This is a genomic window from Bacillus sp. 22483 (assembly GCF_052044605.1).
GTDB classification, from domain to species: domain Bacteria; phylum Bacillota; class Bacilli; order Bacillales; family Bacillaceae; genus Bacillus; species Bacillus altitudinis.
This window is the reverse complement of record NZ_JBQENU010000014.1, coordinates 46,616-63,167: the sequence shown is the minus strand read 5'-3', so window position 1 is coordinate 63,167 and position 16,552 is coordinate 46,616. Positions and strand designations below refer to the sequence as shown.

Genomic DNA, 16,552 nt, shown 5'->3' with positions numbered 1-16,552 from the left:
TTCATTTGTGAAAAAGCCGAATTGACAATTGAAAGGGAAAATATTGAAACATTTTTTCGTTAAAATCGTAATAAGGATAGAGCGTTTATCAGAAAAATTTGAAACGAGGAGGAGTTTATCACATGGAACAAGCTGCACTAAAAAAGATGAGGACAAAACAAATCGCTATCTCTAATTTATTTGTCGGACTTATGATCATCATTTTTTTTATGTTGATTCAAATTGTTAAAATCCAACTGACACATTTCCTTTTTTGTTTAGGAATTTTAATCCTTATCCAAGGCATTTTAGGCTTTATCAGAAAAGGAACAACAAAGTCTTTCATCCCTATTTTAGAGCAGGTAGCTATTTATGAAAAAGAGAAATTAGGGAAAGAGTGGGAAAAAGAAAAACGGTTAGATCATGTGTGGAAAATCATATTGAGTGTCATTATGTTTATTCAATCATTCACTTTACAAAATGTGGATAATGCATTCAGTGACGTCGATCCTGCATTGATCATTTTCTTGTTTTTGATGGTTCTAGCCATTTTAAATATAAGCATGCTTTTTCGTTTTAGAAAAATTGACCGATCGACTGTAGGTGAATTAACAGGCTACACAAAAGAGTCAAATATAATGGCAATCGCATTAGGATTTTTTATGGCAATCGTCATTTTCATCTTTATCGTTATTTTTATTCTTCCATAAAACATCATCATTTTGAGGTGAATTTATTGAATGCAAACATTCAACAACTGATCGACCAGACAAAGGTGACATTTGGCTTAGATCTTTACTATCTAAAAAGACACAGTTTTCATCGCTACGTCAATATGTTCAATGAAACGGTGTATACATTGAATATGGAATGGTTTCCCTCTCATGAAACGGAACCTGAGGACGATGATCTAAACCCAGACGGCACAGCTGTCATTGAAGTGAACTTGAATACAGGACAGACCGAATCAGTTATTTTTGTTATGGACAAAACCTATGCGCAGCATGGTGTCACGTTTAAGAGACCTTATCCAGCTCATGTCATTCAATGGATCGAACAAGAAACAGGATTGATCTATGGAGAGCATTTTCATATGCATCAGAAGGAAAAAGGGGAACTTTCTTTCGAAGAAGCAATAGATGGTGTGAAAGTAACACCTTCAGGCAGAATCGAAGTGAAATGGAATGAACATGGACAGCTCATGTACTTTACACTCCACGGTCCATTTTTAGCCAAAACATTACTGAAAGATGAGGAATATGTGCTTTCCCTTGATCAGGTGGAGAACTTAGCTGAGCAGCAAGTGCAGATGTTTCAATGGCCTTCCTTCGAGCACAATCAAATCCGGTCTATTTATGCGTTAGAAGAAATCTATGTGAAGAACGATGGAACAGGAACTCTTCCGTTTGAGGTTGGGCGTGAAGAAACGCATTGTATACACATGAATGAAGTCATTGAGTGGAATGAACCGATAAACAGTGCCTTTGAAAAAAAGGAAATGGACATTCATGAGAACATTTCAGCTGAACAAGCTTTCTCATTGGAATCATCACCAGATTCCCTCCCGATATCAAAAGAAGACCAGGATGAGTGTATCAAAGCAGTCTGCACCTTCTTGGCGCAAAAATATCCAAAGGATACAGGAAAGTGGGTTCTAAAAACACTCCAACGTGATCACGGATACATCCATGCGATATTAAAAACGAATGAACAAGAAGGCTGTGGATTTATGGATAAAATCAAGGTCTTCATTGATGCCAACACTTTTGAAGCCATTAATTACATAGATAAAAAAGAGATGTTTCAAGTATGTGGGATACTCAATCCATCTCAAACAGCTAGTGAAATCACCATAACTCAGAAACAAGCCTTTGAAACATTGAAAGAACGCCTCGAACTTACACCTATCTATGTCTATGACGATGTGCAAAAACAATATGTTTTATGCGGCAGGCTCGATTGTCATGATGGCATTGATGCAGTGAGCGGCGAAGTGTTCTCTTTGACAGACCTTTCATAACTTCCAAAAGAACAGTGAGGAGCTGTTCTTTTTTTGTCCCAACTCCCTCTTTTTTGCAGAAAAATGGAATATTGTAGCAGGAAGTTGTCGTTTCATCACGAAAGAAAACAGGTAAGAATATGATCATAGGTCCATTGTTTGGATTCGTGGTGGAGTCAATGAGATGACATAGGAAACGTTATACATATTAAACATTCGTGACAGTACAGTCGATCTACAGTTCATGTCTAAAAAGTGAGTGATTGTGTCTCAAGCCGTATGCGAAAATATGTGTACCGAGATCATATGATGAGTTGGTTCCGTTTGTTTTTAGGTGAGTTTGAAGCCAAGTTAGAAGAAAGTGAGGATATCTACCTTGAGTACATTGGAAGTGTTTCGTCAGTTTTTGGTTGACCATTATCCTGCGTTACAAGATGAGCTTTGGCTGAAAGATGTTGATACCCTTCGAATCTCTCCTATTCTTCATCCTTTTCTGAAAAGCAAGCTGCCAGATGGGATTGAAAAATTCACTTGTGTCCTATTCACGCAGCAAACAGATCAAACCACTGCCCCGCTCAAAGTATACCTTTTATTAGATGAATATGGGCAATCGCTTTACGCCATTGATTTGATGAATGAACAAATCGTGCTTCATTAATACAGAACCAAAAAGCTGCTTGAGCATGTCTCAGCAGCTTTTTTGGTGAAACTTAGTTTGTCATATCAACCAATCTAGATTGCAAGTTGTCCAATTCTTTCTTTGTTGGAAAAGAGCTGATCAGCAGCGTAGACCGTCCTAATTGATGAGGAAGCTCAGTATCGGTCACAATCATATCAATCCCAAGTCGATCCATTGTCAGTTCATTTAATGTATTTTCTGGACTTGTGAAAATATGAATGAGAGGAGGCAATCTTAATTTAATTAAATCCGCAATAAACAAACTATGATTATAACCTAATGTTGAAATGACAAAAATGTTCAACACGTTTCTCCGATCCATTTCCAAATGAACAAGCCCTCTCCAGTTAGAAGTAATGATACGAATCAATTCTCGTTCATTTTTCACAAAAGAAGCGAGTATATCGTCTGTTTTTAACTCTTGGATGATATGAGTAATCCTCGAATAGAAGTAAGGAAGCTGTTTTTTTACCTCTGATAAATAACTCGATTTCTTTTTGAAAAGGAATCCATCTCTTACGGTAATTTCCCTAGAATACACATAATATTGTAGAAGAATCAGTGTCATCGCCTTGCGATTAGCCACCTCTTGATGAAAAATCAACTCCAATTGATTGATAAAGGAATGAATGGCTTCAAAGAGCTGTGGTGTATGCGATTGAAAGAACGTCAATTTTTCTTCGACCGTTTCAATTGATTTATAATGGCCAATAGCTGGTTCAATCAATAATAAAAAGACAAATTCGTGACGATCCAATGTAACACCAAAAGTGTCCTTTGTCATTTGGCAAACGTGTTCTTCCAAGTTTTTGATTTGTTTATAGATACCTTTAGCTGTAGATGTTTGTTTTTCCTTATCCATTGAGTACCTATAATTGCGTCGTATGGTAAAATTTTTCCTCAATCGGTGTATGGAAACGGCGAGCCATAGGCAAAATTTATCTAAAGCCACATCAGGTAGATTGACTTCGAGCACCTGAAATAGCTTTTGTAAAAAATCAACTGCTTCTTGCTTTTGAATATCATCGAATGGCCAAAGCCTGCTTCCATAGACTTCAAACAAAAATTCCACAAAAAATTGACGAATCTCCTTCTCATTTCCATGGAACTGCATACTATCTGGTCGTAACTCAATGTCATACGAGGTAAGAAGCGAATTGATTTTATGTATGGTGTTATACAATGTGGATCTACTGATATTCAGCGTGTCCATCCATTCATAGAAAGACCTGTTTTGTTCAAAGAAAACGCCGTCAATCAATCGAATTTCAATCGTATCCTTTAGAATTTCTTTGATATAGTAATCCACTCGTATCGTCTGCGTATTACAAATGGATATGCCTTGTCTTGGCTTTATGTGGATTAACGCTTCTCCATTCTCTGTTTGGAACGATTTCATTTGTTCTAAATCGTTTTGAATGGCACGAACCGAACCGATTTGTTCATTCGATATCTCTTGAAGGCTCCACCACTTATCTTTTGATACAAGCAGTTTTAGAATTTTTATCCATCTCTTTGATTTATTATCAATGAGCTCCATTAAACAACTAACTCCTTCCCTTGGCTTGCCTTTATATTATGAAGTTCACTTAAAGAACATTTTAATTTCTAAATAGGCATAAAATGATTTTAATGTTTAGGCTAAATCGTTTTGTCTTCACTTTTCATAATAAAAGAGAAAAAAATTAGACGAAAACAAATGTTATACCCTAATTCTCCATATCTTTCTTTTAAAAGATGATAAGTATGCCATGAATCCCATAAAAATGGATCATTTTGTTTATCTTTTTGCTGCTCAAACGGTAAAAGTAAGAATAAAAAGCATCGGCTTTTTGATTACCATATGGAAGGGAGTAGAAGGAATGCGATCTATATGATGCTGAACTATCTCACCATACATACCATATGATACATGCTTGTTTTATATGAACGCTCTATATGTGAATACATGCTTATATATGCATGTACTAATCATTTGTTGTTCATTCCAGTATAAATAGAAAAATTCACATTTATTCTTTTCATGTTCCCTCTCACTATTCCCCATTGCTATAGACCCCTATCTAGTTACTATACCCACTACTCATGATTTCCTTTCAATTCATGATTGATCAACTCATCTTATTCATAGGGTCTTAAGGTACATTTTTTTAGAAAATATTTGATCAGAAGCGGAGTGATCGATCTGAGAGTATACAACTGATTTTTTATCATTGTTGAAAATTAATTTTAGAAAAGGGTGGATGTATTGAAAAGAATATTGTCATTGGCTCTCATTGCGGTGTTAGTCATACAGTCTAGTATATTAGGAATCTTGCCTTTAGCAGGGGCACAAGCTAAAGACATTCAAGAGAATATTTATGTGAATATTGAGTTTGCTGATAGCGAAGGCAACAAGTTATCAAACAAAGAAGATCAGCAAGTTAGAAAGGCCATTGTGCATTGGTCTATCAAAGGAATTGATCTCAAAAAGCAGTATCCGTATATTCTCTCTCTTCCATCAGTCATTCAGGTAGAGAAGGAGCAGAAAGAACGCATTACTGTCGATGACATCCCTGTTGGTGAGTATACCGTTTCAAAACAAAATGAAGTGACTGTCACATTCAATGAGGATATTGAGCTTGATCCGAATTTAGAAGGATCTATAGATATTGACGTCACCAGTATAGCTGAGAAAAAAGAGAAAACAAAGCAAAATGAGCATAAAGAAAATCTTTCAAAAGATGATTCAACCTCATCGGAGAAAGACAAAGCTGCTAACAATCAAGAAACTGTTCAAAAGACACAAAGCGATGAAGATGAGTTACTAAAAAACAAAGTGAACGTGTCTAATCGTGTAGGATTGCAAAGTGTTTCAAAACAAATGCAGATACAAGAAAATCTCCTTACTGATGCGAAATTAATTTTTGAAGATCAGGAAGGTAATTCAGTTGATAAGTCTGACGTCAACTCACTGATTTCCATTAACTATAAGTGGGCCATCCCGAATGGTCATAACTATAATGGCGGGGATGAATTCCATTTCAAGGTTCCAGAGGAATTAGTCATTTACGAAAAAATCGATCGACTCGAGATGAAATTTAATCAATCGATCATCGGCTATTTTTCTGTAGATGAAAGCGGAAATGCCTCCATCGAGTTCACAGATTTTATTAAACAATATTCAAATATCCAAGGAACACTTCAAGTATGGACACAATTAGATAAACAAACAGTGATCACTGAAGAAAAAGAAGTGGTGATTACCCCGATTGAAGGCAAAGATACGATATCGATTCCGATTCAATACATTCCAAATGGTCCGAATGTCTCTAAAAAGGGAGAACCCAATCGATCTTACAATGCTGAAACCATTCAATGGACAGTCGATTTTAATATGGACTTAGATGATGTGAAACAAGCGAAACTGTTAGATCCGATTCAAGAAGGTCAAGCGTTAAAAAAAGATTCAATCAAGCTTTATCGTGTAGATACAAAGCTAAATGGTGAAACATCGCTTGGACAGCTGCTTGACGAAAATCACTACACCATCGGCCAAACAGCAGATGGTCAAGATTTCACGATCGAATTTAAAGATGACGTGCATCTCGCTTACCGTTTAATGTATGAAACGGACATTACGAATCAAGATCAGTCTGTGTTTCGTAATAAAGCGTCCCTTGTCTCTGCTGATAAAGAGATTAGTTCAGCAGAAGGAACCGTGAATGTGACAAGAGGCAGTCCTTTAAATAAAAAAGCCGCCCACTACGATCCAGTCACTCAAACGATTACTTGGGAAATTCGGTATAACTATAACGAAAAAAAGCTGGCTCAAAAGGATGCTTTAATAGAAGACTTCTTTAACGGTACACAGGCGCTAATATCTGATTCAATTCAAGTCAAAAAAGTCACAATTGATGAGAATGGCAAAGAATCAGGAACAAAAGCGTTTGAAGATTATGTGGTTCAACCTCAAAAAAAGGATGAACAAAACGGGTTTACCTTGCAATTCAATCAAGATATCCACTCGGCTTACCTGATCACATATCAAACAAAAGCAACCGAGCGAATTTTCGAAGCTGAAGACATTATCAATACTGTAACAGCTGGCAAAGAGAGCGAACAAGGGAAGCAAAGAATTGATCAGCAAATCCTAACGAAAGACCACGGAACACCGGATTACAAGAACAAGACCATTCCATGGCGTATCATCTTCAACAAAGATCAACAAACCATGAACAACGTGATATTAAAAGATACGTTTACAAACGAAGGATTGACGCTGCAAAAAGATAGTTTAAAAGTGACGACAGGTAATACAGTGCTTGAAGAAGGCACAGATTATCAAATCGTTGAACATGCAAATGGATTTGATATTCAATTTACGAAAGAAATCAAGACAGAACATACTATCACATATACAACGTCTTTTGATTATGAAAAAAGAGCAGATAAAGATCAAAAGAACTTGCGTAACCATGTAAAACTTGAATGGGTAAATGAAGATGGCAAGGATTTGACGAAGGAAAACCAATCTGTCTTTACGCCTGACACATACACGCAGTCCAATGGGTTCAAGAATGGAACATATGATGCAAAGAAAAAAGAGATCACATGGAATATCGGTGTGAACTATAATTTGAAGCATCTAGAAGAGGCGAAAATCGAGGATTTCATTCAAGGAAATCAGCGTTTGCTTAAAGATTCAATTATCGTCTACTCGCTTGATTTACAAGGCGGGGAAAATGGTGCGGAAGAAAAAGAAGTATTAGCGAAAGAACATTATGACATCAAATTCCTTGAAAATGAAAAGGGAGAATCAGGCTTCGAAGTCATTTTCAAACATGCCATTGATTCCCCATACAAAATCACGTATCAAACAAGTGTTGAAGGAATGGATTTAGTACAGAAAACCTACGAAAATAAAGCGACCCTTTATGATGGGAAGACGAAAGAATCAGACGTGAATGCTGTGGTGTCCATTCCAAATGGAGGGAAATACACGAGCAAGTCAGGAAATCAACAAGGGAAAGTCATTGATTGGAAACTGAATATCAACTTTGGTCAATCAACAGTCCAAGATGCGACGATTATCGACCATCCGAGCAGTAATCAAGCCATAATAGAAAACTCATTTCATCTGTATTCGACAACAATAGATGAAAAAGGGCAAGTGACTAAAAAGGATGAGCTTGAAAAAGGGAAGGATTATGAACTAGACCTTGAATTCGATCCAGATTCTTTTCAAATCAAATTTAAAGAAGAAATCACGAGACCCTATATTTTAGAATACCAATCTCTCATTTTAGATAAGGTGGGAAGTACACTTCAAAACGAAGTAACGTTTAGAGGTGAAAATGTAAAAGAAATCAAAAAGGAATCCGAAGCCTCAATTGTGGTCAAACGTACCGCTGGCATGGGAGATGGCACAGGAGCGATTGGCGCTTTAACCATTAAAAAGGTAGATGCGAGTGGTGGAAAAGCGCTAAAAGGAGCAACCTTTTCTCTGACAGATGCTGCGAGCGGTATCGTCATTGGAACAAAGACAACAGATGAAGAAGGAGCTCTTCGATTTGATCGTCTTCTGTATGGTGACTATATCGTGACAGAAGAGAAAGCACCTGATGGTTATTTGAAAACGAAGGAACCGATCAATGTCACGATTGATCAGCCTTACGAATCAGGAGATCAAACGAAAATAGGAAACAGCATGACGGTGCAAAACCAAGAAATCCGCCAGCATGTGAAGCTCACGAAAAAAGACAAAGAAACGGGTGCGGCATTAGAAAATGCAGAATTTGAACTGAAAAATGAATCTGGAGATACCGTCCAAACCCATTTGAAAACGGATGAAAAAGGAGAAATCCTATTCAAACATCTTGAGCCAGGTTCCTATTATTTTGTTGAAACAAACGCACCGAAAGGCTATCAATTAAATCAGCAAAAATGGCCGTTCACCATTAAAGAAAATCAAACAGAAACAACGGTTGTCACCGCAGTAAATGACATCATCAAAGGCTCTGCAGAATTGAGCAAAATAGGTGAAGGCGGAGAGAGACTAGAAGGTGCACAGTTCAAGCTCTTAGATCAAGATGGGCATGAGCTAAATGGTGCGCTTGTCACAGGAAAAGATGGCAAGATCACGATCAATGAACTAAGACCGGGTTCGTATCAGCTCATCGAAACAAACGCACCAGACGGTTATGTATTAGATGAAACACCCATCACATTTGAAGTACCACTCGATCCAAAAGAACCAGTCATCATTTCACAAAAGAACCTCTATGAAACAAGTGCATTAGAAGTGATGAAAGAAGGGGAAGATGGCAAGAAGCTTCAAGGTGTTCGATTTGAAGTCTTGGATCAAAATGACAAAGTCGTGCGTAAAGATTTGACAACAGATGAAGATGGGAAGCTGTTGGTCGATGACCTCAAACCGGGCAAATATCAGCTTGTGGAGACAGAGAGTATTGATGGTTACCAAAAGAAAAATAAACCTTATCCGTTTACCATCGAAATCGCACAAAAAAAACCGGCAGAGATCAAAGTGATCAATGATCTCAAAACTGGAGCTGTCCAGCTCACGAAACTCGGTGAAAAGAATGATGTGCTTGAAGGAGCAGAATTCAAGCTAGTAGATGCAAATGGAAAAGAGATAAAAACAGGTCTTGTCACAGATGAGAACGGGAAGATCATCGTCAACAATCTGAAACCTGGAACCTATCAGTTTGTTGAAACGAAGGCGCCATTCGGTCATGAGCTTGACGAAACACCTGTCACTTTTGCTATTCCATTTAACCCTGAGAAGCTGGTCAGTGTGACAAAAGAAAATAGCCGCACAACTGGCGGAGTGCTATTACACAAAACAGGCGAAGATGGGAAATCATTAGAAGGGGTTGTCTTTGATCTATCTGATGCCAAAGGAAAGATAGTGGCAGGAGGAGAAGGGATTACAACCAATCAGGATGGAAAGATTACCTTCACAGGTCTTAAACCTGGAACCTATCAATTTGTTGAAAGAAAGAGTCTTGAAGGCTATGAATTGAGTGCGAAACCACTTGTCTTTGAAGTTGAATTAGGTCAAAAAGACTTGATTCAAGTGGAGGCCATCAATCAGCTCAAGAAAGGTTCTGTAGAACTAACTAAAATAGGGGAAGAACAAGAAAGATTGAAAGGCGCAGAATTTACACTTTTCAATGACGATGGTAAAGAATTGATGTCAGGTTTAACAACAAATGAAAAAGGCATCATCACTGTCAACGATTTGAAACCAGGCGCTTATCAATTGGTTGAAACAAAGGCTCCTTTTGGACATCAACTTGATGCAGAACCAGTAGACTTCAAGATTGATTTCAATCCAAATCAACTGGTGAAAGTGACGAAAGAAAATATTCGGACGACAAGTGCTGTGAAGCTTGAGAAAAAAGGGGAGGATGGTCAGTTGCTCGCTGGCGTGACCTTTGACCTGATTGATGCGCACGATCAGCGTGTGAAGAAAGACTTAAAGACAGACAAAAACGGTCAACTGACAGTCGATCAACTGAAGCCAGGAACCTACCAATTTGTCGAAACAGCAAGCATTGCCGGCTATGAATTGGATCAGACACCTGTCTCATTTACGATTCGATTAGGTCAAGACAAACCCACAAAAGTAGAAATGATCAACAAACTGACGCCGGGAGCAGTGGAACTGACCAAAGTAGATGATGAGGGACACACGCTGGAAAACGCAGAGTTTGCTCTTCAGAGTAAAGACGGGAAAACGCTGAAGAAATCACTTGTAACGGATCAAAAAGGAAAGCTTCACATCAACGATCTAAAACCGGGAGAATATCAATTCGTTGAAACGAAAGCGCCTCATGGCTATGAATTAGATGATCAGCCGATCCGGTTTACGATTGAGAAAAATCAGCAGAAGCCTCTTCAATTAACAGCGAAGAATCACTTGATTTTAGGAAGTCTGCGTATCATAAAGGTAGACCAGCAGACTGATAGAACCTTAAAAGGTGCAGCCTTTGACATTCGTACAAAAGCTGGGAAAATCATCAAATCTGTGACAACAGGAAAAGACGGAGAAGCCATTGTCAAAGGGCTTAAACCTGGTGAATATACACTCACAGAGACGAAAGCTCCAAATGGTTATGTAGCGTTAAAAAAACCACTCGCTTTTACAATTCAAATGGGCGAAGTGGAGATCAAGACATTGATTGTGAAAAATGCTCCAATGAAGAATGAAGTGGACCACACAAATCCTCCAGCTTCAGATCAAGGGGATCAACATCCGCCTCATGACTCAAACGGTGAATTGCCAAAGACTGGGGAAGAATGGCTACGTTATTTGATGTATGCAGGGATTTTACTAGTAGTGTCTGGAACTGTTCTTCTTGTAGTCAGAAGAAGGACCATTCAGTAAAAGGAAGGAACGAGTGTATTGATGAAAAAAAGAACCTTATTAGGCAGCTTTTTGGTGGTCGCAGGACTAATGCTCATCTCCGTTCCTTTTCTATATGAGTGGCGAACGTCTCAAGAGGCAGCAGCCATGGAAGAGGCATTGAAAATGATTGAAGAAAATGACAGTGATGCCCTTTCTTCTATTCCACATTTAACTGTGTCAGAAGAAGACCTGCGAGATACGATGGAGCTTGAGATCCCGTCAATTGATTTAAATGAAAAAGTGCTACCTGTTACATCAAAAGAAAATTTAAGTATTGCACTGACTCAAATCAAATCTCATCAAATGCCAGGGGAAGGAAATTTCACGATTGCAGGCCATAGAGGGTATAGGGGCGACCGGCTTTTCCGGCAGCTGCCAGAGGTGCCTAAAGGAGAAAAAGTCGTCTTACATCATCAAGCAGAAACATACGAATACAAAATTGTCAGCTCAGCTACGATAGAACCGACGGATGTTGATGTACTAAAGGATCGCGGGAAAAATGAACTGACATTGATCACTTGTACTCTTGATGGCCAGAAACGATTTGTCTTAAAAGGAATACGAATCAATGCTTCAAAGGATAAGCAACCGTCGGATGTATAACACCAACATAATAGATGATGAGTTTGATGGAAAAGCAACGCTCACGACCGACATGTTACACCAATTGTTAGTAGAGCATTATCCCACTTTAAAAAACGAACGTTGGGATGTGGATATAGATACAATTCGGACTTCGCCTATTCTTCATCCTTTATTAAGAAGGAAGATTCCGATAGGTATTGAAAAATTCACATGTGTTTTGTTCACGCAGCAGATAGGGTCCTTTGGAGAGCCTTTGATTGTGTACTTTTTATTGGATGAAAAAGGCGAATCGATTTACGCAATGGATTTCTTGCTTGAGCAGCATGATCCACATTAAACGAGAAATAAAAAAGAAAGATCTTTAATGAACGGGTTCGGTTTTAAGGTGGGAAAGTTGTATTAGTCATATAATGAGGACTCTAATTCGTATATGAATTGGAGTTCTTTTATTTGTTTATATGAAAGAGTACAAGCTATCGTCAAGACCTGTGCAGAATATATGGAGTATAATGAAAGCGAAGTCGTTGATATGTTGTTGCTCCATATTTTAGATAATAAAGATTTTATAAAATGGATTGAAAACAGGCGTAATAACTAGCGGATTGTGGTTAAACGGACAAAGAAGATCATCTAGTTTTTATTCCTTCCTCTATTTCTTCGGCAGAAAGATCGGAAAGAATCATGTTTTGACTCCAAAACTCTGATAAAATTCATTTAAATATCCATCATTAGTAGGTGTGGAGGTAAAAGAATGTTAAAAGAAGACCCTGAATATATTTTTCGTCATGATGCACGACCAGAAGCTGTTCATGATTTAGCCGACATAGATGAAAATTCCACAGAGTTAGTAATCACAGGAAAAACAAAAAATATTGAAAGGTTGAACTCTTTTTCTAACCTGACGAAATTGTGGATTTACAAAGTGAGCCAAAAGGAATTTAATACGATCTTGAGCTTAGTTAACCCTAAAATGCTCTATATGCGTGAACTGAGAGTAGAAGATTTATCAATCATTAGTTCTCTTAAAGATGTTGAGGTATTGGCACTTGAATGGAATACAAAGGCACAAAGTTTATGGGATTTATCAAAAAATACTTTTTTGAAATCTTTATCCATAACAGATTTTTCAAAGTTGAATGACATAGCTCCTTTGCAAAAAAACACTGGTTTAGAATGGTTGCAATTGTCAGGTGGGATTTGGAATTCATTAAACTTAAATACTCTACAACCTTTAAGATACCTCAAGAATTTAAAATATCTGTGCTTATCAAATATAAAAGTGAAGGACGAGTCTTTAGAGCCAATATCGGCATTAGAGGGACTCAAGGAACTTGACATTTCAAACCAATTCCCGACAGAAGAATATGCTAGATTATCCGTAACCCTTCCAAATACGAAGTGTGATCGTTTTGCACCATACATCTTTTTATCAAGTCCTATTGTAGATAAAGATGTGATGGTGATTGGAAAGCGGAAACCGAAATTAAATTCAAAAGTCGATGGGGAAAAGTTGCAAAAATACGAAGAACAATTTAAAGCGTACCAAGAAAAGTATAAAAATTAACTTAAAAAGCAATGGACAATCTATTCCATTGCTTTTTCTATTACGCAAACAACTTCAGCCCAACGACGCCAATCACAATCAGCAGCAAGCTGAGGATACGAATCATGTTTTTCGGCTCTTTAAATAGAATCATATTAAACAAGACAGAACCCGCTGTTCCAAGTCCAATCCAAACCGTATAGGCAACGGACACTTGAACGGAAGAGAACGAGGTGTACAAAAACAAAAAGGATAAGGCAAATCCGCCGACAAATATAATACCTGTCGTGAGTTGCTTTTTCTTACTAAACATATTGAGACCAATGGTTCCGCCAATTTCACAGGCAGAGGCCAACAGTACAAAAAACCAGCCCATTTATACCGCTTCTCCTTTCTGCTCATGTGCATCTCCATCAGACACTTTCAGTCCAATAATTCCGAGAATTAAAATACCCATAAATAAAAGCTTTTCTAATGAAAATGAACCGCCGAACAGCGCATAATCCATCAAAGACGTACCAATCGTTCCAACTCCGGCAAACACGGCGTACACAGTCCCAGTCGGCAGCTTCTCGCAAGCTTTCATTAAAAAATAAAAATCAACCGGGATCAGGCAGATAATGATCGCCCACTCCCACACAGCATCAGCTCTATTTAAACCAAACACCCAAAGTAATTCAAATAAACATGTGAGTGCAACATACATCCAGCTTTTTTTCATCGTATTTCCTCCTAAAACTGAAAACTGACGATTCGTCATTTTGAAGCCAAAAAAGAGCGTACAGCAAGTGCTGTACTAAGTTAAGGTGTCTCTATGCCTAGTGCGTAAAGGAGAAATTGCTTCACCTCTCGCTTTTGAATCAGAACCTCTTCTGTATCTGTTTCTGTAAATAAGTACATTTGCTCAGCAGACGATTCAAGTAAACCGATAATGAATTTCGCAGCATATTGACAGTTCAAGTTCGCACGGACTCTTTTGTCCCGCTTAGCTTTTTCTAAAAAAGCAGCGACCCATTTGTAAATCGGCTCATAAATATCTTCCCATTCCTTTAGATGCTCGGTGGCAGCTAAACCTGAGTAGGTCAGGGCAAGGACATCACGGTATTGTCTTGTAAAAGAGAAAATAAATTCAACTAGCGCATCTGCTTGATCAAGTACATCCGCATGCTGAGTGAGTTCCATTTCAATGGCTGGTACCATCTGTGCGATCAGATGTTCAGCGATGGCAGGCATGACAGACAGCTTTGAAGGAAAATATAAATAAAAAGTTCCTTGCGCAACACCTGCAGTTTTCACAATATCCGATATAGTCGTCTTTTCAATTCCCTTCTCTTTAAAGGCATCAATCGCAGCAAGCATAATTTTTTCTCGTTTTGACACAGGATCACCGACCTTAAAATGACTGAATGTCAGTCAGTATACCGAGAAAATGACGATTTGTCAATATCGCATGAATTGTGAGAATAAGTGATGAATAGATACAGGAAAGCTTGAATAACCTGTAATATGGTCAAGCATGATGTAAGAAAGGGGCAGCTATTTGTATGACATCCAGTGCTATGTTTTCAATGGCTTATTTTCTTCTGCTCGTCCCGTTCTATCTAAATATGAGATATAGACTGGCAAAAAAGCAGCAACGTTTTATCTATTTACGAACAGAAATGGTCCTTGCTTTTCTATTTGTATATACGAATGTTCTCTTTTATTTAACGGTCTTTCCGAATCGCTTTTCAGCACCAAAAGATCAAGTGAGCGTCAATCTGATTCTCTTCCACTCCATTCAACAAAACCTACACGCCTTTCAGCATGGCTATCCAAACCTTGTCTTGTTAAATTTGGCAGGGAACATTCTCTTATTTGTGCCGCTCGGTTTTTTTCTATATCAAGCTTTTCGGAAATGTCGCTTTCAAAAGGCGGTGCTGGCTGGGTTGATCTTGTCAGCGATCATTGAAATCCTTCAATGGATATTCTCACAATCTGGTATGATTACAAGAAGCAGTGATATAGATGATATGATCTTAAATACACTTGGAACGGCACTAGGCTGTATCGTCTATGTAACATACCAGCGAAGAAAGGAGAATAAGAGATGAAGCGAATATGTATCATCCCGTGCGGCGCCAAGAAAATATGGGACGTGAATCCAGAGGCAGGAAGCCAGCCAGCGGATCTCGTCTACTTGAGTCCGCTGCATCAGCGAACGAAAATCTATGCTCAAACATTCTTTTCAGACTGGATGATTTTATCCGCAAAGCACGGATTCCTAAAGGCGGGGGACATGATTCATGAAAATTATGATGTGGCTTTTGGCAAACCGCACAAGGAACAGGTGACACGAGAAGAACTGAGTCATCAATTTGATGAAAAAAATCTCGCTGTATATGATGAGTTAGTCATACTAGGCGGAAAGAAATATCGGAAAGTGATCGATCCTTTATTACAGCCTCACCAAAAGGCGAATTATCCGCTCGCTCCCTATCAAGGCATTGGCTATATGCTTCAGGCATTAAAGAGAGCGACTGAGACAAAAATAGAACTTCCGCCGCATATTTCATACACTCATATCTCATCGTAAGCAGGGTTTTCAGCACAAAAAAGAGAATCATTGAATAAGCGATGTGAATGGTTTCATATCTTTTCAGTAGCCACTAGCGTCTGCATCGCTCTTGAAGAGGTGGCTCAATGAAAAAGGAGGCGTATGAACATGACAACCATCTATTTAGCTGGTGATTCAACCGTTGCATCTTATCCAGATCGTCCTGTTCAAGGAGGATGGGGAGAGTTTTTACATCGCTACACAGCGCAGGGTGTGAGCGTCGACAACCGCGCAATCGGTGGAAGAAGCTCAAAAACATTCATTGAAGAAGGACGGCTTGATAAAATATTGGCTGACATTCAGCCTGGGGACTGGCTGTTTACACAAATGGGGCACAATGATGCTTCAACGGAGAAGCCCGAACGGCATACAGATCCTTTCACAACGTATAAAAGCTATTTGTCTCAATATATTCACGGAGCAAGAGCGAAAGGAGCTACACCGCTTTTATTAACGCCAGTCGGCCGCTTTCATGAAAAAGACGGAGAATATATCAATGATTTCCCTGATTACTGTGCCGCGATGAAAGAACTAGCCGATGAAGAAGAAGTTCTTCTCGTTGATTTAAATACAGTTAGTCTCCAGTTTTATCAAATTTCCGGCATAGAGAAAACGACTTCTTACTTTATGCTGTCAACAGGCATAGAGGATCGCACGCACTTTACAAAAGAAGGAGCAGATGCGATTGCAAGACTTGTTTCGCTGGAATTAAAGGACCTTGGATTAACGATTGTGTGATGGATGACAGGACGAGAAAG

General features: G+C 38.5%; 14 protein-coding genes. 10 read left to right on the top strand and 4 right to left on the bottom strand.

Annotated features, from left to right (window positions below; genetic code table 11):
* Positions 1 to 122: 122 nt before the first annotated feature.
* The 3 genes from ACTJJQ_RS16945 (at position 123) to ACTJJQ_RS16935 (ending at position 2,636) form a co-directional block, all read left to right on the top strand.
* Complete coding sequence (locus ACTJJQ_RS16945; protein ID WP_025206950.1) at positions 123 to 689, top strand: hypothetical protein; 567 nt, start codon at positions 123 to 125, stop codon at positions 687 to 689.
* 26 nt (positions 690 to 715) lie between these two features.
* Positions 716 to 1,999 (top strand): hypothetical protein, encoded by a 1,284-nt coding sequence (locus tag ACTJJQ_RS16940; RefSeq protein ID WP_440600427.1) that lies wholly within the window; start codon positions 716 to 718, stop codon positions 1,997 to 1,999.
* Between the two features lie 355 nt (positions 2,000 to 2,354).
* Positions 2,355 to 2,636 (top strand): hypothetical protein, encoded by a 282-nt coding sequence (locus ACTJJQ_RS16935; RefSeq protein ID WP_017366847.1) that lies wholly within the window; start codon positions 2,355 to 2,357, stop codon positions 2,634 to 2,636.
* A gap of 52 nt (positions 2,637 to 2,688) precedes the next feature.
* Here ACTJJQ_RS16935 and ACTJJQ_RS16930 read toward each other — a convergent pair whose 3' ends face one another.
* Positions 2,689 to 4,197, bottom strand: a complete 1,509-nt coding sequence (locus tag ACTJJQ_RS16930) for a helix-turn-helix domain-containing protein (protein WP_440600426.1) — start codon at positions 4,195 to 4,197, stop codon at positions 2,689 to 2,691.
* Between the two features lie 708 nt (positions 4,198 to 4,905).
* Here ACTJJQ_RS16930 and ACTJJQ_RS16925 point away from each other — a divergent pair.
* The 4 genes from ACTJJQ_RS16925 (at position 4,906) to ACTJJQ_RS16910 (ending at position 13,219) form a co-directional block, all read left to right on the top strand.
* Positions 4,906 to 11,049, top strand: a complete 6,144-nt coding sequence (locus tag ACTJJQ_RS16925; protein WP_440600425.1) for a SpaA isopeptide-forming pilin-related protein — start codon at positions 4,906 to 4,908, stop codon at positions 11,047 to 11,049.
* A gap of 21 nt (positions 11,050 to 11,070) precedes the next feature.
* Positions 11,071 to 11,673 (top strand): class D sortase, encoded by a 603-nt coding sequence (locus ACTJJQ_RS16920; RefSeq protein WP_008341713.1) that lies wholly within the window; start codon positions 11,071 to 11,073, stop codon positions 11,671 to 11,673.
* Entirely contained in the window at positions 11,666 to 11,992 is a 327-nt protein-coding gene (locus tag ACTJJQ_RS16915; protein ID WP_048002713.1) for a hypothetical protein, read from the top strand. The genes ACTJJQ_RS16920 and ACTJJQ_RS16915 overlap by 8 nt, the downstream gene beginning before the upstream one ends.
* A 414-nt stretch (positions 11,993 to 12,406) precedes the next feature.
* Positions 12,407 to 13,219 (top strand): leucine-rich repeat domain-containing protein, encoded by an 813-nt coding sequence (locus ACTJJQ_RS16910; protein WP_440600424.1) that lies wholly within the window; start codon positions 12,407 to 12,409, stop codon positions 13,217 to 13,219.
* Positions 13,220 to 13,259: 40 nt separating this feature from the next.
* Here the strand turns inward: ACTJJQ_RS16910 and ACTJJQ_RS16905 are convergent, their stop codons facing one another.
* From ACTJJQ_RS16905 to ACTJJQ_RS16895, 3 genes are all read right to left on the bottom strand, one after another.
* Positions 13,260 to 13,574 carry a DMT family transporter gene (locus ACTJJQ_RS16905; RefSeq protein WP_440600423.1) on the bottom strand — a complete coding sequence of 105 codons (315 nt, stop codon included), beginning with the start codon at positions 13,572 to 13,574 and terminating at the stop codon, positions 13,260 to 13,262.
* On the bottom strand, positions 13,575 to 13,919 hold the full coding sequence (locus ACTJJQ_RS16900; RefSeq protein ID WP_003217798.1) for a DMT family transporter: 345 nt from the start codon (positions 13,917 to 13,919) through the stop codon (positions 13,575 to 13,577).
* 80 nt (positions 13,920 to 13,999) lie between these two features.
* Positions 14,000 to 14,578, bottom strand: coding sequence for a TetR family transcriptional regulator (locus tag ACTJJQ_RS16895; protein ID WP_440600422.1), 579 nt, complete (start codon positions 14,576 to 14,578; stop codon positions 14,000 to 14,002).
* Between the two features lie 164 nt (positions 14,579 to 14,742).
* Between ACTJJQ_RS16895 and ACTJJQ_RS16890 the strand changes: the two genes are divergently transcribed.
* The 3 genes from ACTJJQ_RS16890 to ACTJJQ_RS16880 all read left to right on the top strand — a co-directional run bounded on the left by ACTJJQ_RS16890 (position 14,743) and on the right by ACTJJQ_RS16880 (position 16,532).
* Positions 14,743 to 15,291, top strand: coding sequence for a VanZ family protein (locus ACTJJQ_RS16890; protein ID WP_440600421.1), 549 nt, complete (start codon positions 14,743 to 14,745; stop codon positions 15,289 to 15,291).
* Entirely contained in the window at positions 15,288 to 15,773 is a 486-nt protein-coding gene (locus tag ACTJJQ_RS16885) for a DUF6884 domain-containing protein (RefSeq protein WP_268450711.1), read from the top strand. Before ACTJJQ_RS16890 ends, ACTJJQ_RS16885 begins: the two co-directional genes overlap by 4 nt.
* 129 nt (positions 15,774 to 15,902) lie before the next feature.
* The gene (locus ACTJJQ_RS16880) at positions 15,903 to 16,532 is read left to right on the top strand and encodes a rhamnogalacturonan acetylesterase (protein ID WP_048002709.1); all 630 of its coding nucleotides are present in this window, start codon (positions 15,903 to 15,905) and stop codon (positions 16,530 to 16,532) included.
* Positions 16,533 to 16,552 lie beyond the last annotated feature (20 nt).